The sequence below is a fragment of the Helicobacter marmotae genome, from assembly GCF_003364255.1.
Lineage (GTDB): Bacteria > Campylobacterota > Campylobacteria > Campylobacterales > Helicobacteraceae > Helicobacter_C > Helicobacter_C marmotae.
Window position 1 is genome coordinate 40,920 of record NZ_NXLR01000004.1, and the last position, 20,469, is coordinate 61,388.

Annotated in this window: 20 protein-coding genes and 1 tRNA gene; 16 read left to right on the forward strand and 5 right to left on the reverse strand. The window is 40.2% G+C overall.

Translation table 11 applies throughout. The features are described 5' to 3' along the window. Window positions 1-5: 5 nt before the first annotated feature. Complete coding sequence (gene fabD / locus CQA63_RS03425) at window positions 6-941, reverse strand: ACP S-malonyltransferase (RefSeq protein WP_104699525.1); 936 nt, start codon at window positions 939-941, stop codon at window positions 6-8. 153 nt (window positions 942-1,094) lie between these two features. On the opposite strand from fabD, the gene CQA63_RS03430 reads away from it, so the two are divergent. Then, window positions 1,095-1,185, forward strand: a tRNA-Ser gene (locus tag CQA63_RS03430). Window positions 1,186-1,333: 148 nt separating this feature from the next. Here the strand turns inward: CQA63_RS03430 and alr are convergent. Further along, window positions 1,334-2,563: an alanine racemase gene (gene alr, locus CQA63_RS03435; RefSeq protein WP_104699526.1), complete on the reverse strand. Its 1,230-nt coding sequence runs from the start codon at window positions 2,561-2,563 to the stop codon at window positions 1,334-1,336. Between the two features lie 149 nt (window positions 2,564-2,712). Between alr and CQA63_RS03440 the strand changes: the two genes are divergently transcribed. Further along, on the forward strand, window positions 2,713-3,804 hold the full coding sequence (locus CQA63_RS03440; protein WP_104699527.1) for an NAD(P)-dependent alcohol dehydrogenase: 1,092 nt from the start codon (window positions 2,713-2,715) through the stop codon (window positions 3,802-3,804). A 3-nt stretch (window positions 3,805-3,807) separates the two neighbouring features. On the opposite strand, the gene murD is transcribed toward CQA63_RS03440, so the two are convergent. Both murD and mraY read right to left on the reverse strand, forming a co-directional pair. Then, a complete protein-coding gene (murD, locus tag CQA63_RS03445; protein ID WP_104699528.1) occupies window positions 3,808-5,058 on the reverse strand; it encodes a UDP-N-acetylmuramoyl-L-alanine--D-glutamate ligase in 1,251 nt (416 codons plus the stop codon). 10 nt (window positions 5,059-5,068) lie between these two features. Continuing rightward, a complete protein-coding gene (mraY, locus tag CQA63_RS03450) occupies window positions 5,069-6,148 on the reverse strand; it encodes a phospho-N-acetylmuramoyl-pentapeptide-transferase (protein ID WP_104699529.1) in 1,080 nt (359 codons plus the stop codon). 118 nt (window positions 6,149-6,266) lie between these two features. On the opposite strand from mraY, the gene gpmI reads away from it, so the two are divergent. The 14 genes from gpmI to CQA63_RS03520 all read left to right on the forward strand — a co-directional run bounded on the left by gpmI (window position 6,267) and on the right by CQA63_RS03520 (window position 17,545). Next, window positions 6,267-7,745, forward strand: a complete 1,479-nt coding sequence (gpmI, locus tag CQA63_RS03455; RefSeq protein WP_199770684.1) for a 2,3-bisphosphoglycerate-independent phosphoglycerate mutase — start codon at window positions 6,267-6,269, stop codon at window positions 7,743-7,745. A gap of 9 nt (window positions 7,746-7,754) precedes the next feature. Further along, window positions 7,755-8,519, forward strand: a complete 765-nt coding sequence (locus CQA63_RS03460; protein WP_104699531.1) for a sulfite exporter TauE/SafE family protein — start codon at window positions 7,755-7,757, stop codon at window positions 8,517-8,519. Window positions 8,520-8,841: 322 nt separating this feature from the next. Then, entirely contained in the window at window positions 8,842-9,630 is a 789-nt protein-coding gene (locus CQA63_RS03465) for a HugZ family heme oxygenase (RefSeq protein WP_104699532.1), read from the forward strand. Window positions 9,631-9,973: 343 nt separating this feature from the next. Next, window positions 9,974-11,122, forward strand: coding sequence for a tRNA lysidine(34) synthetase TilS (gene tilS, locus CQA63_RS03470; protein WP_158655440.1), 1,149 nt, complete (start codon window positions 9,974-9,976; stop codon window positions 11,120-11,122). 96 nt (window positions 11,123-11,218) lie between these two features. After that, window positions 11,219-12,682, forward strand: coding sequence for a cytochrome-c oxidase, cbb3-type subunit I (gene ccoN / locus CQA63_RS03475; RefSeq protein ID WP_104699534.1), 1,464 nt, complete (start codon window positions 11,219-11,221; stop codon window positions 12,680-12,682). Between the two features lie 10 nt (window positions 12,683-12,692). Further along, on the forward strand, window positions 12,693-13,433 hold the full coding sequence (gene ccoO, locus CQA63_RS03480; RefSeq protein ID WP_104699535.1) for a cytochrome-c oxidase, cbb3-type subunit II: 741 nt from the start codon (window positions 12,693-12,695) through the stop codon (window positions 13,431-13,433). Between the two features lie 14 nt (window positions 13,434-13,447). Continuing rightward, window positions 13,448-13,645, forward strand: coding sequence for a cytochrome c oxidase, cbb3-type, CcoQ subunit (locus CQA63_RS03485; protein ID WP_425323540.1), 198 nt, complete (start codon window positions 13,448-13,450; stop codon window positions 13,643-13,645). Next, window positions 13,646-14,515, forward strand: a complete 870-nt coding sequence (locus CQA63_RS03490; RefSeq protein WP_104699537.1) for a c-type cytochrome — start codon at window positions 13,646-13,648, stop codon at window positions 14,513-14,515. Window positions 14,516-14,525: 10 nt separating this feature from the next. Continuing rightward, window positions 14,526-14,723 carry a DUF4006 family protein gene (locus tag CQA63_RS03495; protein WP_104699538.1) on the forward strand — a complete coding sequence of 66 codons (198 nt, stop codon included), beginning with the start codon at window positions 14,526-14,528 and terminating at the stop codon, window positions 14,721-14,723. Window positions 14,724-14,965: 242 nt separating this feature from the next. Then, window positions 14,966-15,511, forward strand: a complete 546-nt coding sequence (locus tag CQA63_RS03500; protein ID WP_244916266.1) for a hypothetical protein — start codon at window positions 14,966-14,968, stop codon at window positions 15,509-15,511. Between the two features lie 9 nt (window positions 15,512-15,520). Continuing rightward, window positions 15,521-16,114, forward strand: a complete 594-nt coding sequence (locus CQA63_RS03505) for a hypothetical protein (RefSeq protein WP_104699540.1) — start codon at window positions 15,521-15,523, stop codon at window positions 16,112-16,114. Beyond that, window positions 16,111-16,398 (forward strand): hypothetical protein, encoded by a 288-nt coding sequence (locus CQA63_RS03510; RefSeq protein ID WP_104699541.1) that lies wholly within the window; start codon window positions 16,111-16,113, stop codon window positions 16,396-16,398. Before CQA63_RS03505 ends, CQA63_RS03510 begins: the two co-directional genes overlap by 4 nt. After that, on the forward strand, window positions 16,398-17,153 hold the full coding sequence (locus CQA63_RS03515; protein WP_104699542.1) for a hypothetical protein: 756 nt from the start codon (window positions 16,398-16,400) through the stop codon (window positions 17,151-17,153). The genes CQA63_RS03510 and CQA63_RS03515 overlap by 1 nt, the downstream gene beginning before the upstream one ends. Then, window positions 17,150-17,545 carry a hypothetical protein gene (locus CQA63_RS03520; RefSeq protein WP_233706567.1) on the forward strand — a complete coding sequence of 132 codons (396 nt, stop codon included), beginning with the start codon at window positions 17,150-17,152 and terminating at the stop codon, window positions 17,543-17,545. The genes CQA63_RS03515 and CQA63_RS03520 overlap by 4 nt, the downstream gene beginning before the upstream one ends. Here the strand turns inward: CQA63_RS03520 and CQA63_RS03525 are convergent. Further along, window positions 17,520-20,432, reverse strand: coding sequence for an FAD-binding and (Fe-S)-binding domain-containing protein (locus CQA63_RS03525; RefSeq protein WP_104699543.1), 2,913 nt, complete (start codon window positions 20,430-20,432; stop codon window positions 17,520-17,522). The genes CQA63_RS03520 and CQA63_RS03525 overlap by 26 nt on opposite strands. Window positions 20,433-20,469 lie beyond the last annotated feature (37 nt).

Consider the following 20,469-nt stretch of genomic DNA (forward strand, 5'->3'; position numbering starts at 1 on the left):
CCTCCTTACTTGACTTCTTCCAAAGCCTCGATACATTCTTTTAAGCTTGCAAGATTTGATACATTATATGTAGGGTGCTTGCTTAGACGTTTATTCAACCCACGCAAGATATTCCCATGACCAAATTCAATAAATACATCAACCTCATCTTCAAGCTTTGTGATACCTTGCTTATAATGCACAGGCTGCACAAGCTGGGAGCTTAAAAGCTCTTTTGCCCTCTCTTTAGTATTATAAAGCTCCAAAGTCGCATTAGAGAGAATGGGTGTATTGAAAGTAGCATTTAATGTCTGTTCTAAAAGCTCTTTAAAAGCTAAAGTCGCGCGTTCTAGCAAAGGGCAATGACTAGCTACTGACATAGGCAAAAGCAAGGCACGTTTTGCTCCTAATGCCTTAATATCTCCCTCAAGTGCGCTAAGATCGTTCTTTAGTCCTGCTAAAACGACTTGACCATCGCCATTATAGTTCGCACACCAAATACTTTTGCCTGCCTTTTGTGCATTTTTACAAAATCCCTCTAATACCTCATCACTTAAGCCTACAACAACCATCATACCAGCATTTTTGCCCTCACATGCCTCTGCCATAAGCTCTCCTCGCTTATAAATAAGTCTTATAGCAGAGCTAAAGCTAGCCCCTCCGCTTAGTGCAACCGCACTTACCTCACCAAGAGAATGCCCCATAGCTACATTTGGACTAATGGGATATTCATTTTGCAAGATATTATAAGCAACTGCGCTTACAAGAAAAATAGCAGATTGTGTATATTGTGTGAGATTTAGCTTATCATTTTCTTCAAAAAGAAGCTTTTTCATATCGATTTTTAAGACTTCTGCTGCTTCTGCAAAAAGCGTTTTTGCTATTGCAAAGTTTTCATAAAACTCCTTACCCATACCTACGCTTTGTGAGCCCTGCCCGGGGAATATAAAAGCATATCTCATTCTTATCCTTTAAGTAATCTTCAAATGCGTGAGATTGTAGCAAAAAGTTTGCGTAATTTACAATTTAAAGCTCCACTCTCTTGCTCCCCATTTATTTAATGTTAAGTGTTTTTTTATGATTACTTCCATATAATGCACACTCTTTTTAGCAATGGACAGGTGGGTGAGTTGGCTGAAACCACATCCCTGCTAAGGATGCGTAGTCGCAAGATTACCGAGGGTTCGAATCCCTCCCTGTCCGCCATACCCCCGTTTCATTGAATCCGCCCCTTTTAATCTATCTGTTACCTTGTCATTCCCAAATACATTTTAAATTGCAAATATGATAATACATAAAAGAGCATTGCACGCACAATGCCACGTACAATGCAGAGACCAAACACTATGTTTATTTAATCGCATTTATCTTTTAAGGTACTATCTTTAATAAAAATAGGATTAGAAGAGCCCCAAATACCTAAACTTTCTGAAAGTATCGTACCTGTGTGCTTTTCTATCTCGCTCTGTGTGATTGCTTGAGTGCATTGCTTCCCAAAAAGCACAACTTCATCACCGCTGCTAATTTGGGGATAATCGCTCACATCAACCATAAAGGTATTTTTTGTAACCCTCCCCACGATAGGAAGTTTATGCCCTCTAATAAGCACATGCCCCTTATTGCTAAAAGACTTCGCATAACCATCATAATAGCCCATAGGGATATTGGCAAGGAGTGAATCTCGCTTTAATGTATAAGTGCCATCATAGCTAACCTTACTGCCCTTGGGGTAAGCATTAACACCTGCCACTTGAGATTTAAGACTCATAACCTGCTCTATACCTAAAGCTTTTTCATCTCCACCATAGCCGTAAATGAGCTTTCCGGGGCGAATCATATCAAGCCTTGATTCTCTCACATGCACTGCCGCCCAAGAAGCTGCTGCATGAAGCGTGAGAGATTTTGGGTTTAAATGTGCATTTTCTATCACAAACGCACTATCGGCTTGAAATCTCTTCAAACCCTCTTTGATTTTTTTCACATCTTCATAAGGGAAGTGCGTCATTAAGCCCTCAACTTTAAGATGTGGCAAAGTAGCGATACTCACTACATCTGTTTTACCACGACTTGTGCTTAAATCAATGCCATTTCTATCCATACCGCCAGAATTAAGATTAATGTGAATAGGGAGTTTCTTGCCCTTTGCTAGGGTATCAAAATATTTAGCTTGCTCTAAATTCCCTATCGTTTCAGTGATGTGATACGCCAAGCCATCTTTTAGCTCTCCTGGGGTTGCCATACGTATTCTTAACACCTGCCCCTCATAGCCTAACTCCCTAACTACCCTTGCCTCTTCATTACTTGTGATAGCCACGCAAGGGATTTTGGCTTTTATCACACTGGGAAGGACATTAGCTATACCCGCTCCATAAGCATCTGCCTTTAAAACAGCACAAACCTTAGCATTCCCTGCAATGTCTTTAGCAACTTGGAGATTCTTTTCAAACGCATTCAAATCTACTTCCATAAAGGCATTCGCATTTTCGCGCGTGATAGTCGTATTTTTATGCAAAATAGGCGAGGCAAAGCCCACACTTAAAAAGCTGAAAACAAAATAAGTTGCAATAATATATTGTTTCATCATATATCCTTTATTTAGTGATTGTATGGCATAGCCATATATGATTTTTATGTATAAAGATTAATATTTAATGTTTGTGAGCTTCTCCCTTGACAAACACTAAGTGTCAAGCTCTATAATATACATCTAATCTCATCTTATAAGGAGCATATATGCTATTAGAAAATAATCTCACGCAAGCCATAAACGGGACACAAATCGACGCATTGGGCTATAGTGTTGGGCATAAAAATGACACTTTTAAGCCCTTTAGATTCAAACGTCATGCCATGGGAGAATATGATATTTTACTAGAAATTCTCTATGCGGGAATCTGCCATAGTGATATACACGCAGCAAGAAGCGAGTGGAGGGAGGGCATTTACCCTATGGTGCCCGGACATGAGATAGCAGGCAAAGTTGTAGCTATTGGTAACAAAGTGAGTAAATTTAAAGTAGGAGATTATGCGGGAGTGGGTTGCATGGTGAATTCCTGCGGAGAATGCGAATCTTGCAAAGCAAGCCAAGAGCAATTTTGCGAAAATGGAAAAGTAGTCTTTACCTATGATTGCCTTGATTGCTTCCATGATAATGTGCCCACTTATGGTGGATATGCCAATAATATAGTGCTAAGTGAAAAATTTGCCATAAAAGTGCCACCAAATGCCCCGCTAGAAAAGGTAGCCCCATTGCTTTGTGCGGGCATTACTACCTACTCTCCTCTACAATTTAGCAAGGTCAAAAAGGGAGATAAAGTAGCAGTAGCAGGATTTGGCGGGCTTGGAATGATGGCAGTAAAATATGCCCTTGCTTTGGGAGCTGAAGTCTATGTCTTCGCAAGGAATCAAAACAAAGCCCAAGATGCACTTAATATGGGAGCAAAAGCACTCTTTAGCCAGACAAAGGGCATCAAAGAGAGATTTGATTTTATCATCTCCACTATCCCCACAGCCTATGATGTAAAGGCTTATCTCAAATTATTAAAATCAGGGGGAGAAATGGCAATCGTGGGCTTACCTCCCATAGAGGCAAAAACGCATATTGATGTCTCAAGCCTTGTCTTTAATGCCAATAAAAAGGTGTATGGCTCGCTTATTGGGGGTATTAAAGAAACGCAAGAAATGCTTGATTTCTCACTTAAACATAACATTTACCCCGAAGTAGAAATTATCAATATCACACAAATTAATGAGGCTTATGAGAAACTCACTAGTGGCAAGGCGAGATTCCGCTATGTCATTGATATGAGCAGCCTTAAGGCATAAAACTTAGGGCTGCAGGGCGAGATTGACAAAAATCTCCCCCCGCTCTTTATAGGAGCTAAATTGATCTAAACTTGCTGCTGCTGGAGAGAGCAAAACCACATCGCTAGCATGCTCCTCCCGCTTTTGCTTAATGCAATCCATAGCTTTATATATATCTCCGCATAATTGCAAAGGAATATGATAGCTTTTAGCAAGTGTATGTAAGCGCTCTTGATTAGCCCCTATGGCAAAAATCTCAATATCCTTATCTTGCATATATTCAAAAAGTGGCACTAAATTCGCTCCCTTATCATCACCACCAAGAATAAGCATAATATGCCTTGATGTATAGCGCCCAATAGCACAAATAGTCGCATCAACATTTGTCCCCTTACTATCATCAACCCAAAGGCGATTGTGCTTATCATAAAACTCTGCGATTCTATGAGCGCCAATATGAAAGGTATTTAAAAGTGCTATATTATCTGCATTAAAGGCATATTTAGCCACTCCAAGCGCAAGAAGAGAATCTAGCAAAAATGGCTCTTTAAAAGCAATATCCTCTAAAGTAATGCCAAGCTGCTCGCTTAGATCCTTGCTCCCCTCATAGCATATAAGTTTCCCTTTAAAAGATGAAACCAAAGCATGAGAGCCAAGCTCCACAGGGATAAATGCTACAGAATCTAAAGCCATGCGCGCTAGTGGGCTAAGCTTATCATCAATATATGCCTCAAAACTCCCATGCCAACTTATATGGTCTTCTCTCACAGGGAGGAGGGCATAAATATGAGGAGTAGCCTTATGCGTATAATGCAAGCTAAAGGAGCTTGTCTCAAGCACCCATACTTTTGTCTTTTGTGTGTAGAGATGCACAAGTGGCGTGCCGATATTCCCCCCACTTTGTGCGCCAAACTCCTTTAATAAAAGCGTGCTCATCTCTGTTGTCGTAGTTTTACCATTTGTCCCGCTTATCCAAACCATAAAAGGCATTTCTTTATTATCTTGGGCTAAAAGCGTGGCAAAATAATCATATTCACTTATAAGGTGTTTGGCACTGCACACAAGAGGGTGAGAAGGAGGTATCCCCGGACTAAGAATCTCCATATCGCTTTTATTAGGGTCAAAAGCAGATGAGGGAAGCAGGGCATTACCATAGCTATCCATGCTCTTCTCTTGGAACTTATCATCATAAATATGAAGTGTATGCCCCTGATTGTTTAAAAATGCCACTAAAGGATGGGTTGTTACACCATAGCCAAAAATACTTATGCGCATGATGTCTCCTTTAACGAATCTTGAGACTTAAGAGGGCAATAAGATTTGCCAAAATCGCAATAATCCAAAAACGCACTATGATTTTGTTTTCTGCCCAGCCTCTGACTTCAAAATGATGATGAATAGGCGCCATAGCAAAGATTCTCTTATGCCGATACCTATAACTCCCCACTTGCAAAATCACAGAAAGGGCTTCGATAACAAAAATAACGCCAATAAGCAAAAGAAGAATTTCATTATTTGAAACGATCGCCATAAATGCTATAAATGCCCCCAAAGCAAGGCTTCCGCTATCCCCCATAAAGACTTGTGCGGGGTGGCAGTTATACCACAAAAACCCAAAAAGTGCCCCAATAAGTGCCACAGAGAGAATCACTAACTCCCCGCTATCTACGACTTTGGGCCAAAGCAAATAGCCTGAAAATCCCGCATGTCCAGCCACATAAACAAAAATAGATAATGAAAAGAGCGCACAAATACTTGGCACGGTGGCTAGCCCATCAAGCCCATCGGTAATATTTACCGCATTGCTCGTGGCTAAAAATACAAGTATCCAAAAAGCCATTGCTATAGGGGGAATATGGGCGATTTTAAACGCACCCATATCAAAAAGAGGATATTTCATAAAAGGCAGATAGAAGTTGGTATTATGCCCAATATACACAAGTGCGCTTGTAATGACTAATGAAGCCAAAAAAAGTAAAAAAAACTTCATTTTCGCACTCATGCCTGCATTGCTCTTAGCAGCAATTTTCATATAATCATCTCTTGCACCAATAAGGCTAAAGCTCACAATACAAAATAACCCTAACAACACATAAGGATTAAATAAATTCGCACAAAGCAAAGATGAGAAGAACATACTCATAATGAACACAATGCCCCCCATTGTTGGGGTGTTTTTCTTCCCTTCATGTGCAGCTACATAAGTAGAGATAGGCTGATTTGCCTTTTTTGCCTTAGCCCATTTGATAAAATAAGGCATAAAGAACATACTAAAGCCAAAAGCAAGGAAAAATGCCACCCCTGCACGGAAAGTAATGTAAGAAAAAATATTAATACCAAAATGCTGATAAATCCAATAAAGCATCGGCAATCCTTATGTGTCCCTAGAGTTTAAGTAAAGCCCTTAGAAGAGTTAGTGTTTATTTAGTGAAAGGTTTTGGATTTTAGCTACAATAAGTTAATGCTAAATCTCTATTCAAGGAGTGTGTATGAAAACGATTCTTGTGATTACTGATGGCATAGGCTATAGCCATAAAACACAACACAACGCTTTCTATCATGCTAAAAAACCTACTTATGATTATCTCTTTGCACATGTGCCTTATAGTATGATAGATACTTTTGGCTTAAGCGTGGGCTTACCAAAGGGTCAAATGGGGAATTCTGAAGTGGGGCATATGTGTATTGGCTCAGGGCGAGTGCTCTACCAAGACTTAGTGAGAATCTCACGCGCTATTGAAAGCAATGAACTCAAAGATAATCCAGCCCTCCTACAAGCAACTAAAGACAAAGATGTAGTGCATTTATGTGGGTTATTAAGCGATGGAGGGGTGCATTCTCATATCGAGCATTTCAAAGCGTTAATAGAGATTCTTAGCCCCAAAGTGAAAAAGCTCTATCTCCACCTTATTACCGATGGACGCGATGTATTACCCCAAAGTGCGCAAAAATACATAGCAGATATAGCCACTCTTTGCAATGAAAATGTGCAAATAGCAAGTATTGCGGGGAGATTCTATGCCATGGATAGAGACAAGCGTTGGGAGAGAGTGCAAAAAGCTTATGAAAGTATAGTAGCGGGGGCAAACCCCACTCCTCTCTCCCCAAGAGACTATGTAGATTCTATGTATGAAAAGGGGATTTATGATGAATTTATCGAGCCTGCGAGCTTTTATGAATATAAAGGTATGAATGATAATGAGGGCTTTGTGTTTATTAATTTCCGTTCAGATAGGGCGCGCGAGATTGTTGATGCCTTAGGGAATGCACAATTTAACGGCTTTATGCGCTCGCGAGTAGTGCATTGTGATATTGCCACGATGACAGAATATGATGCTACTTTCCCCTACCCCATTCTCTTCCCAAAGCAAAAATTACAAAATACCCTTGCTGAAGTGATTGCCTCACATGGCTTAAAGCAACTCCACACAGCTGAAACTGAAAAATACGCACATGTTACATTCTTCCTTAATGGTGGCGTTGAGGAGCCATTTGAAGGAGAAAAGCGCATACTTATCCCCTCTCCTAATGTCAAAACCTATGACTTGCAACCACAAATGAGTGCCCATGAAGTAGGTGATGAGGTGCTAAAGGGTATAGAAGAGGGCTATGATTTTATCGTGGTGAATTTTGCCAATGGCGATATGGTAGGGCATACGGGGAATTTTAATGCCGCCATAAGTGCGGTAGAAGCGGTGGATAAGGAGTTGGGACGTATTTTACAAAGTGCTAGGGTAAATGGTTATGCGCTTTTTATCACAAGCGATCATGGGAATTGTGAAGAAATGCAAGATGAAGAGGGCAATATACTCACAAACCACACTGTTGGGCAAGTATGGTGCTTTTGTGCAGCAGAGGGAGTAGCCAAGCTTCATAATGGGGGATTAAATAATATCGCCCCGAGTATATTAAAAGTTATGGGCTTGCCCATTCCCAAAGAAATGGATAAACCCCTATTTTAAAGGTGAGAGATGAGCATTGAAGTGCTACTTTTAATTGGCTGTGTAAGTGGAGTGGCTGCGGGATTCTTTGGCATAGGGGGAGGCGTGATTATTGTGCCCTGCCTTTTATTGCTGGGTATGGAAATGGAATATGCCATTGGCGTATCGATTATGCAAATGGTATTTTCATCAACCTTTGGTTCTATTATCAATATCTATCAAAAAAAGCTTGATGTGACTCATGGTATATTTGTAGGACTAGGGGGGCTTATGGGGGCTGCTTTTAGCGGAATTATTGTAGATACGCTTCCATCTCAAGTGCTGCTTTTGTGCTTTTTAGCCCTCTCTTGCATAAGCTTTTATAAATATGCCTTTAATGTCAAAACCACTGCAAACCCCACGCCGCCTATTACTGACCCAATCAAGCAAAAGTGCCTTATGATTGGGGCTGGCTTGCTTACAGGAATATTTGCAGTAAGCTTAGGGGTAGGCGGGGGGCTGATACTTGCGCCTATTTTGGCATACTATTTGGGATTTGATTCTAAAAAAGTCGTGCCTATTTCGCTCTTTTTTATTATCTTTGCCTCCATTTCAGGCAGCATATCGCTTGCTTCACATAATCTTATCGACTTCCAAACAGGTATTATTGTAGGTATATCATCAATGTTTGGTGTTTCTTTTGGAATCTACCTTATAAGTAAAGTTACTTTGCTTAATCACCGCTACGCCCTCATTGGCATATATGCTATTTCTATTTTGCTCACCTTATGGAAAGCCATAGATTATTGGCACTAAAGCATAAACTTACTCAATCCACAAGCAAAAGAGCTTCTCTAAGAAGCCATATATAATGAGGCATATGCAAAATATGCAAAATTTTAATTAAGAATGGTTATTAATTTATATTTAAGCTTTGGTATATTAAAATAAGACTTGTTTTTAAAACGATGTTTTCCAACGAAATCATAAACCTTATGATTTGGCAGGGTGGGTGGGTTAGAAAGCATCTTTTCCTTCCTTATTTGTTGTTTGATTGCATAAATAGGCTATCTTAAACCATAAAGATAGCCTATGGACGCAACTTCACATCTTAATCTTACAAACCTTAGGAGCTCACATGGATTTTGAAACTATCCTTAAACATATGAATGACCATCATAATAATGAAATTATTGCACTCTGCAAAAAATATGGCAAAGCAGAAAATCTCATTAATGGCGAAGTGCAAAATGCCACCTTAGAGGGGGTGGATTTTGAAGGCTTAGATATTGTATATAACAACAATGTCTCTCTCCGCATAGAATTCCCGCAAAAAGCCGATCATAGCACGATTAAAGATGCTATTATCTCCCTATGCCAAGGGGCAAAAACACCCGATAGCAAAGATATTAGTGATGAAATTGCTGCATTTAAAAAGGAATTTGGCTCAATTATCATTGCAAGCATTGATAAAAATGGATACGCCATTGCCTCATATGCACCCTTAATGCAGGTAGAAAACAAACTCTACATTTACATAAGTGAAGTCGCAGACCACTTCCAAAGCATTTCTGCCAATCCCGACAAACTAGAAATACTCTTCCTAGAAGATGAAAGCAAGGCAAAATCTGTGATTTTAAGAAAACGTTTGAAATACCGCGCACAAGCAAGATTTATCGAGCGCGATTGTGAGGAATTCCAAAAAGCACTTGATAGTTTGCAATCAGCCATGGGCGGAGCAGGGGGCATTAAAACAATTCGTGGAATGCATGATTTTCATTTAATAGAGCTTCAATTGGGCTTAGGGCGGTTTGTCAAAGGATTCGGACAGGCATACGACATTCTTCCTGGTGGTGAAATTAAGCATATCGGTGGCTCTGCTAACCCTCACTCTACTTCACCGCACTCACCGCACAAAGCACATTAACCAAATATGTATTTGGCTTATATTCACTATAAGCCAAATATTCATAGCAATACAACCACATAAAACACACCAACAATGATAAAATTACCCTCAATACACCTTGAATTCAAACCCACTTTTTCAAAAAATATCTCATAGCATTACTCTCAAATAAAGGGAGTTGGGTTTTTATTAAAGCCAAAGAAAATGTATCGCCTCAAAATTTCTCGCTTCTAGTGAAAACACAAACAAGTGAAGAATCTCTTAATACAAGCTTGCTGGTAATTTTACACTGGATTCTATATTTTCCTTGCCCTAAGAGTGTGCTATAATACCCCCACACATCGCAAAACAAAGGCTTATTTTGTCTATCTATGAGCAGCTCTCTCCAGCGACGCAATCCCTTAAAGGTGGCAAACATCTTCTTGGATTCTCTGGAGGTGTAGATTCTGTAGCATTATTTTTTATTCTTCTTAGGCTTAATGTGAGTTTTGATATTGCCATTGTGCATTATCATGTGCGTAAGCAAGCCGATGAGGAAGTCCTCTATGCCAAAGAGTTAGCACAAAAGTACCACAAGCAATGTTTTATCGCACATGCTCCACATTTTCACTCAGATTTTGAGCATAATGCCCGCAATTTCCGTTTTAGGTTTTTTAATGACATTATGGCTACACATCATTATCATAGCCTTATCCTTGCCCATCAGCTTAATGATAGGTTTGAATGGTTTATAATGCAGCTCACACAGGGGGCTGGGCTAAATACATTGCTAGGCTTTGATAATAAACGCACATATCCTATTGTGCGCCCTTTAGAATCTATCCCTAAAAATAGGCTTTATGAGTTCTGCAGCGTGCAGAAGCTTAAATATTTTGAAGATATAAGTAACACAAATACACATTTCAAACGTAACTACTTCCGCCATACATTTTGCAATCAAATGATTGAGCACTTTAGTGGAGGCATCGCTAAAAGTATGGCATATTTAGAGCAAGATAAACTTGCCCTTCTTGCCCAACTCTGCCCACAAACCCTTCATTTAGAATCTTTAAGTCAAAAACTTTCCTGCACGGATAAAACCACTATCTTTGCCTTTGATAATAAAAATGAACATCTCTTATTGCTCGCTTGTGATAGGGTAGCAAAATATTATGCATATATCCTTAGCAGCAAGCAAAGAGATGCCATTAAAAAAAGCCATTTTAATTGCAAGATTCACCATATTATCATTGCCAAAGCCCCTCATAAAATGTTCATTGCTTTTGACATACTTTCTGCCTATAATATCTCCACACATTCACCTATGGATAAGGCTTTTAAGGCATTATGTGCTTCTTTATATATCCCCCCCAAACTCCGCCCTCTCCTATGGAGTGAATTTTGCCTTTTTGCTCAAATAAGCGACTTTCCACAAAAAAATACAAATACCGACAAAAGCACCTTAAATAAAGAAATACACCACTTTTGCCACATCTTTTATTCCAAAATTAAAGACTTTTTTTCCCCATAAATTTTTTTTATTATTTTTACATTAACTTTTTAAGGTATCTATAATTGCAAGGCTATTAAAATCTCTCTTGCATTTAAATAAAAATAAGGAGAGTACATGCAGACAAACACACTCGAGTACGATTACTCAATTGCTAAATTATTTGTTTTCTCTGCGATGGCATTTGGATTTGTGGGGCTACTCATTGGGGTTATTATCGCATTTCAAATGGCTTTTCCAGATTTAAACTATTTAGCTTCAGAGTATGGGACTTTCGGCAGGCTTCGACCACTCCATACCAATGGCATTATCTATGGTTTCACACTTAGCGGTATTTGGGCTTCGTGGTATTATTTAGGGCAAAGGGTGCTGAAAATCACCTATAAAGAGCATCCTTTCTTGCGAGGAGTGGGGCTAGCACATTTTTGGATTTATATTGTGCTTATGGTTCTTGCGGTTATTTCGCTTTTTGCAGGATTGACACAATCAAAGGAATACTCTGAACTTATTTGGCCCCTAGATATTATGGTGGTCGTTGTATGGGTATTATGGGGAGTGAGTTTATTTGGGAGTATGGGTGTAAGACGCGAGCAAACCATATATATTTCATTATGGTATTTTATTGCTACATTTGTTGGAATCTCTGCACTTTATATCTTCAATAATCTCTCCGTTCCAACTTATTTTATTGCAGGTGTGGGTAGCATTTTACATTCTATTTCATTCTATGCAGGCACAAACGATGCGATGGTGCAATGGTGGTGGGGGCATAATGCCGTTGCATTCGTCTTTACTTCTGGTATTATTGGGTTAATCTATTACTTCCTTCCTAAAGAATCTGGGCAGCCTATTTTCTCATACAAACTCACACTCTTCTCATTCTGGGGTCTTATGTTTATCTATATCTGGGCTGGCGGACATCATTTAATCTACTCTACTACACCTGATTGGATTCAAACATTAGGCTCGGTGTTTTCTGTTATCCTTATTTTGCCCTCATGGGGGACAGCCATTAATATGCTTCTTACCATGCGCGGACAATGGCATCAAATCAAAGAATCGCCGATGATTAAATTCCTCATTCTCGCCTCAACTTGGTATATGCTTACCACACTTGAAGGTCCTATTCAATCGATTCGTTCAGTCAATGGACTAGCGCATTTCACAGATTGGATTATCGGGCATGTGCATGATGCCGCTCTTGGCTGGGTAGGATTTATGGTGATTGCCGCGTGCTTCCATATGGTGCCTCGTATATTCAAACGCGAGCTTTACTCCAAAAAGCTTATGGACGCACAATTTTGGATTATGACCACAGGGATTATCCTTTACTTCTCAAGTATGTGGATTGCAGGTATTACACAAGGTATGATGTGGAGAGATATTGATAGCAATGGGAATCTTGTCTATAGCTTTATTGACACCGTATCCGCACTCTTCCCATACTATCTTATCCGTGCCATTGGGGGCTTGATGTATCTTGCAGGATTTGTTATGTTTATCTATAACATTCTTATGACAATCTCATCAGGCAGGGTTCTTGAGAAAGAACCTCAAAACGCTACGCCAATGGCTGCATAAGGAGGAATAAATGTTTAGTTTTTTAGAAAAAAATCCATTCTTTTTCACAGTCGCATTTTTATTGGTTTTTTCTATTGCGGGGCTTGTAGAGGTATTACCCGGCTTTGCTAAAAAGGCTCAGCCTATTGAGGGTTTAAAGCCTTATTCACTCCTTGAGACTGCAGGGCGACAAGTCTATATTGCTGAGGGTTGCTATAACTGCCACTCTCAACTTATCCGCCCATTTAAAGCAGAAACAGATAGATATGGTGCATATAGCTTAAGTGGGGAATACGCCTATGATAGACCTTTCTTATGGGGTTCTAAACGAACAGGACCTGATTTGCACAGAGTGGGCGATAGCCGCAATGCCGTGGATTGGCATGATGGGCATATGAGAGATCCAAAATCTCGCGTGCCAAACTCCATTATGCCCGCTTATGAGCATCTCTATACTAAAAATGCTGATTTTGAAACTGCATTTGCTGAAGCCTATACGCAAAAAGTTGTTTTTGGTGTGCCTTATGATACAGAAAATGGCGTGCAAATTGGGGCACAAGATTATCAAAAAGGAAATGAGGAGACACTCAAGGCTGCAAAAGAAATCTTTATGCAAGAGGCAAGGGCTATCGTTGATGATATGGTAAGTCAAGATGTCAAAGACGCGTTTGAAAAAGGTGAAGTCAAGCAAATTGTCGCACTTATTGCCTATATGAATAGCCTTGGGCAATCTCGCCGCACATCAGCACAAATATCACAGGCAGCACAATGATAGTCCAGTTCGTCATGACTCATCAAAAAGAGATCTATCTTGTTGTTACACTTTTGCTCGTAGCATTTTTGTATGGATATGTCTATCATCTCTATTCTTCACAAGCTAAAGGCGTGAAAGATTATGAGAAATATGCCAAACTTGCATTAGATGATAATTTAGAGGACGAACCCATTGAACCACGAAAACAAAATCCAATAAAGGGGAAATAGATGAATTGGTCAGATAATATAACAACGCTAGGGCTACTAGGTGCATTTGTTATCTTAATACTCACTATCTCTGTAATGGGGATATATCTTAAAAAAATTAAAGATAGCAAGGCTGAAGGTGAGAGCATAGGTGAGAGCTGGGATGGTATCGGCGAGCAAAGCAATAATATCCCTGTTGGCTGGGCTGCGTGCTTTTTAGGTGTGATTATTTGGGGATTTTGGTATATCTTCTTAGGCTATCCACTCAATGCCTATTCACAAATAGGAGAATATAACAAAGAAGTCCAAAATTACAACAAAAAATATGCCACAGCTTGGGAGAGCCTCGACCAAAAAGGGCTAGAAGAAATGGGCAGTCAAATTTTCTTAGTGCAATGCTCTCAATGCCATGGCATTAGCGCAGAGGGAATGGATGGCAAGGCAGGAGACCTCACAAAATGGGCTAAAGAAGAGGGGATTATTGAGGTCATTCAAAAAGGAAGTAAGGGGCTAGAATATATGGCAGGAGAAATGACCCCACTAGGCTTAGAAGATGATGAAGCCAAAGCCATAGCCGCCTATGTTATGCAAGATATTTCAGCAGTTAAAAGCACAAAATACCCACTAGAAGTAAGCAAAGGCAAAGAACTTTTTGCACTTAATTGTGCTGCGTGTCATGGAGATGAAGGTAGAGGCGATGGCGGCGGTATTGAAGGATTCGCACCCGATTTAAGCAAATACGGCACAACGGAATTTCTCGCAGAAGTGTTGCAAAAGGGTAAAAAGGGCTTGATTGGCGTTATGCCATCATTTGGATATGCCAATCTCGCAACAAGTCAAAAAGAAGCTCTCAATAGCTTTATCCGCAGCTTAGAATCTCAAGCAGAATAAGGAGGCTAATATGAATGGTTTATTTGGTTTAAATGGTTTGAGCGGTTATATTATTGCTGTGGTGCTTTTATTAAGTGTGGTTGCAGGCTTAGGCACTTGTGCTATCCTCACTCAAAAATCAGTAGCAACTCAATATTACACCATTGATACAAAAGATATTGAGCAAATTAATGCTGATAACGCAAAATACCGCACCGATGTGCAATAAGGAGAGAATATGAAATTTACACCTATTGAAAAGCTACTTGGGGCATTGCTCATTATTACTATTGTTGTGACCATTGTCATTCCTTTTATTCCTAATTTCTTTTTGCACTTGGTTTAATAATGCTTTCTTTGATAAAGAGGTTAGTTCTTGCTAGCCTCTTGTACATCTCTATACTTTATGCTCAATATACCCCCATAGATTCCCAAACTTCTTATATATGTGATAATTCAGACTGGCTACTCGTGCCAAAAAGCGTTGATTTTGTCCAAACCTTATCAGAAGAGCTATATGCGAAAACAGGCTATTTTCTCTGCGTGGCTGTGATTAATAAACTTCCACAAAGCAAGGAGCAAAAGCCTCAAAACTCCACACAAGCAGCACTTGCTAAACTTAGCCGTGATGAATATAGAAATAATCTCACAAAGCATCTCCCCAAGCCATACACGCTTATTTACTTTATGAAAGATTCCCAAAAAATGGGCATTATAAGCTCAGAGCCTCGCACATACCTTGATGAGGATAAAATATATTTTGAATACATGGTGCCACTCTTACCAAAGACCAAAAACGATGAGCTCACACCGCAGCTCATATCTGCTATCGTGCTTAATGGCTATGCGAGCGCTGCGGATATGATAGCCAAACACTTTAATGTGGCACTTCAAAATAATATGCCCCTTGATGAAAGCGGTGGGCGAGAGTTTGTGCGCTTTAGTATGTATGCTATGTTGCTAATTATGTTTGCCATTATTGGTGCTCTTTATCTCACGCGTAAAAGTAAAACTTAAGGAGAATATATGAAAGAAAAAAATTATTGGCCCCTAGCGATTATTGGTGTCTTGCTTTTTGGTGTGTTTATGGTGAGTGTGTCTATCACTATCGCACTTAAAAACCCCGTGCAAGATGAAGATACTTACCTTAGCTCAAAACGCGATGTCGATGAAAGAATTAATGAAATCATCAAAGACCAACATCATTTCTTGCATATGTATAAGCCAACTTTTTCATTCCTTGATTCACAAGGTTATGCTATCACGCTCAATGACTTTCACTTCCCCTATATTACTAAGCCTAAACGCAATAAAAAAGAGCAGCAAAGCTCTAAAGAATATCTCCCCAATCAAGGACAGCTCTACATCGAGCTAGCCCCACTTACACAAGAGTCAAATATCCCCCTATCAATGCGACTTTTCCTCGCCTCATTTCATAAGGCAAATGCACTTGAAGATTTAGGAATACTCACCGAATCCACCAAACCCTTTGTGTATATCTCCGATTTACTCTCTCTGCCTTTTGGTCGTTGGAAATTTATCCTTGAAGTTACATATGATGAAGATAATAAAAAAGCCTATTTTGAGCGCGAGATTTTTGTAAAAGCAATCAACCTATGAGGAATACCCGCCCTGCCTTTATGCTCCTTGATGCAGTAATGGGAATCTCCATTTGTGCAAGTGCCTTTATGCTTGCCTTTACATTCCTCCATACGCTCACACCTAGCCCTACCCCCTCTACCTACAGGGCATATAAATATCTTTTTCTCTCACCCCAAAGCTCCCCTCTTAGCATAAGCACCTCTTCTGCGCCCACGCTTACCTATGAGCTAAGAGAGCAAAGCTATAGCGACCCACTTACCTTTGAGAAATTACGATTTTATATCCCCACCAGCCTCCGATAATGCCAAAGCTCCATAAATTTACCCATAATGCTTTCTCGCTCTTTGAAGCCCTGCTTTGCATTGTGATTTTAGGCATTATTGGCGTGATTTGTAACTCCATGCTATTAAACATCACGCAAAACATCACTTACGCCAAAAGCTTAAATAGCACAAGCGCGCATATTGCTTTATTACAGATAGAAAATCTCCTCCAATATGCCATTATAGAATCTATCCAAACGCAAAATGCCGCCCTACTCAATGCACCCACTTCTGCTATTACCTTCTCTAGCATACAAGAGCCCTTGCTTTTTGGCGGTGGGGTGAAAGCCTCTAACCAAGAAGTACTAAATAACACGCTTTTACCCCATATATCACTTCATATACAATCCCACCATGATGACATACTTTATTTTGACAAACTCAAAGGTTGGCAAAAGTCCCAAGAAGCCTATCTTTTTACCGAGCCCAAAGAGCCATTTAAGCCATATCATATTGTAGAGCTTAACACTCAAAGCCTCAAGCTTGATAGAAATCCTACTCACACACCCTTAGCCATTCTCCCCATACAAGCCCACCAAATTAGCCTCCATGATAATATACTCTGGCTTGATAACACACCCCTAGCCCACAATGTGCATTCATTCCTTATTACACCCCTCTTTTTTACAGAAGGTACTTTCCTTGAGTTAGAGCTTTGCATAAGCAGAGGCGGGAGAGTGCGTTGCCAAAATGGCGGCGTATGGCTTGATCATATTATGGAGCTTATCTTGTGAGTTTTGCCACTAAGCGTCATAGTGCATTTTATATGATTTATGCGATTTTATTTATCCTATCCATTGGTTTAGCCTGTAGCTTCTATCTCCACCAATCCTATCAACGTTCATACACTCATAGCGCGCTTCATGCCAAAGTCCAGCTTCATCTCTATGCGCGCAGTCTTAAAAATATGCTAAAGCTTTGCTTGCAAACTTATGATTTCAACACTTGCCAAATGCAAACATTCTCCTTCCCTAATGACTATCACTTCCGCGCTGCCCTAACCGAGCTTAACTCTCAAGTCATTCTCCTTGATATACATGGGCATATCCTTCACCCTACAAACAACAACACCTTTCGCATTACTAAACGTTACGTGCTCCTCAATCCCCCAAAGCACTCCCCTTAGGACTACTCACAGAATCCACCAAATAAAGCAGATTCTGCCAAATAAGATGTGTTTTATCATTTAAGCCTATCTCACAAGTACTTGAGCTTGCAAACCCTAGCCTTAGCTTTTGCCCATTATGCGCATAAAATGTGCTTAGCTCTCTCAATGCACTTGCATTCAGTTCGGGGCAAGTAAAGCCCTTATTCCCCGCAAAGCCACAACACTGCGTTTTCTCATGCTTAATAACCTCTCCGCTTACACACGCTCTTGCGATTTTTTCTAAAGAATCTTCCCATTTGCCCTTTTTAGTCGCACACATCGCATATAAAGCTATATCTTCATCTTTTGGGCTTAATAAAAGGCGTGATAAGAGGACAGATTCTATATATTGGGGCATATCATAAATCATCATCTTATCATTTATCTCCCCTATCTCATCACTCACAGAATCTGATTCTATGTTTGCTACATTACTCATAAGCTCATAGCTACACGCACTATGATCACACACTATGGCTATCTTTCCATATTCCTTTTGTGCGGCTTTTAGCACATTGTAGAGTTCTCTTGCTTTTGCTTTTGCAATTTGAGGATAGTCTTTATATGCCTTGCCACAGCAGAGATTGGCTAAGCCCTTAGGATATATCACGCTCACTCCCGCCTTTTTGCATACAGATTCAAACACTTCTTGCAAACTTCGTTTATCCCATGCCTTTTGAGAAGCCCCAAAAGCCCGATTAAGGCACGCACTAACATACAGCACCGCCTCAGTGTTTTTGTGCGTTTGAGCATTGAGCCTATAGGCATTAGATGTAGGCATAGCACTTGGGATATAAGGGGTTTTGATAACCTTATGTGCCCCAAGACTTAGCTTACTTACTCTCTTTGCCCCCAAAGCAGCACTCAAAGCATTATTTAAAACAAGCGCCCCCTTTACCCCTCGCACGACACTAGAGAAATGCGCGCTTGTTTGCTTGGCAATAAATGTAGCCACATCGTTAGATAGCGTGGGCTTTAACTTTAAGGCAATGCGCGCGGTATCAATTTCTAAAGGGCAGAGCTTAGCACACATCGAGCAAGTCGCACAAGTCTCTATACCTTGATACACATAGCCCGCTTCAAGCTCGCTTAATAGTTCCTGCTCTTCACTGCTCTTATCCTCTTTATTCTTAAGTCTTTGTATTTCCTTACGCAAGGCAATTCTCTGCCTTGGCGTTAAGGTTAGCTCTTTGCTAGGGCAGACCTTTTCACAAAAGCCACATTCCATGCATTGGTTGATAAAATCCTCCACTTCACTAGAGGCTTTAAAGTTTTTCATATGGATTTGTGAATCTTTTGAAATAATCACATCAGGGTTAATAAGCCCCTTAGGGTCAAAGATCGCCTTTATTTTGCAATTTATACCATATGCTTTCTCTCCCCATTCTCTCTCTACAAATGGCGCTACCATTCTTCCGGTGCCATGCTCTGCCTTTATGCTCCCTCCTAGCTTTAGCACGTTATCACTCATCGCCTCCATAAAGCTCCCAAAACGCAAAGATTCTGACTCTTTATCCAAATATGGCGTGATGATAAAATGCACATTGCCAGAGAGCGCATGCCCAAATATAATCCCCTTATAATCAAACTCCCTAAAAAGTTGCGTGATTTCCTCTATCCCTTGGGCAAAAGATTCTATAGGGAAGCAAATATCTTCGGTAATAACAATGCTCCCGCTAGGGCGGAGGCTCGCAGAGAGGGGGAGGAGGGCTTTACGAATTTTCCACCATGAAGCCATCTCTTGCTCTTTAGAGCTAAAATGCACGCCAAAGAGGCTAGGGATAGGAGATAAAGCCTCACAAATAAAGGCAATCTTACTTTCTAATGCGGCTTGTGTGCTATCCTCAAGCTGGACTAGAAGCGCACAAGCCCCCTCTTGCAATGTTGATAACTCACTGGGTGCGTCCTCTATATTTTTAGCACTCTGCAAGCACGCATAGTCCATAATCTCTGCAGCACTCACTTTATCTTCATTATGCGCTAGGACTTGCACAGCCAAACTTGCGCTTTTAAGATTAGCATAAAATATCAGCGCACAAGCCTTAAAGCTAAAATCATCGACACATTCATATTCCACCCTTGAGACAAAGCCCAAAGTCCCCTCTGCTCCGATAAAAATATGATTTAATATATCTTTTATATCTGCAAAATCAAGCAAGGTATTAATGCTATAGCCTGTCGTGTTTTTAATAGCAAATTTCCTTTTAATAAGCGCGCTTAAAGAGGCATCTTGGATAATCTCTTCTCTTAGGGCTAAAAGCGCCTTGCACTTCTCTTCATATTTTGCAATAAAGGCTTGAGTGCCCTCACTTGGCTTTGCCTTAGGGCTCGTATCAAGCACAAAGCCATCATGGAGGACCACTCGCACGGATTTAATGGTGTTATAACTATTTTGCTTCACTCCACAGCACATACCGCTAGAATTATTAGAGTAAATGCCTCCAATCATCGCATTATTAATAGTCGCAGGGTCTGGTCCTATCTTTTTACCATAGGGCTTAAGGGCAGCATTTGCCTCACTGCCTATCACTCCACAATCACAAAATATGCTCTCCCCATTTGGAGCTACTTCTATGCCCTGCCAATACGCATTTGCTAGCACAAGTACATTTTCACTGCAACCTTGCCCACTTAGGCTAGTCCCTGCTGCCCTAAAGGTAAGTGGGGCATTGTATTTATCGCTTAGGCTAAAAAGCAAGATAATCTCTTCTTCATTGATTGCACGCACAACTACCTTTGGCACATACGCATAGCATGAGGCATCTACCCCATAAGCAAAGCGATGTAAATAATCTGTATAGATTCTATCCTTAAAGTAAGCCCTAGCCTCCTTGGCAAAGCCCTCAAAATCCGCATTTTCTCTCATCTTTACTCCTTTATTATGACCCTCACATTGTAAGATA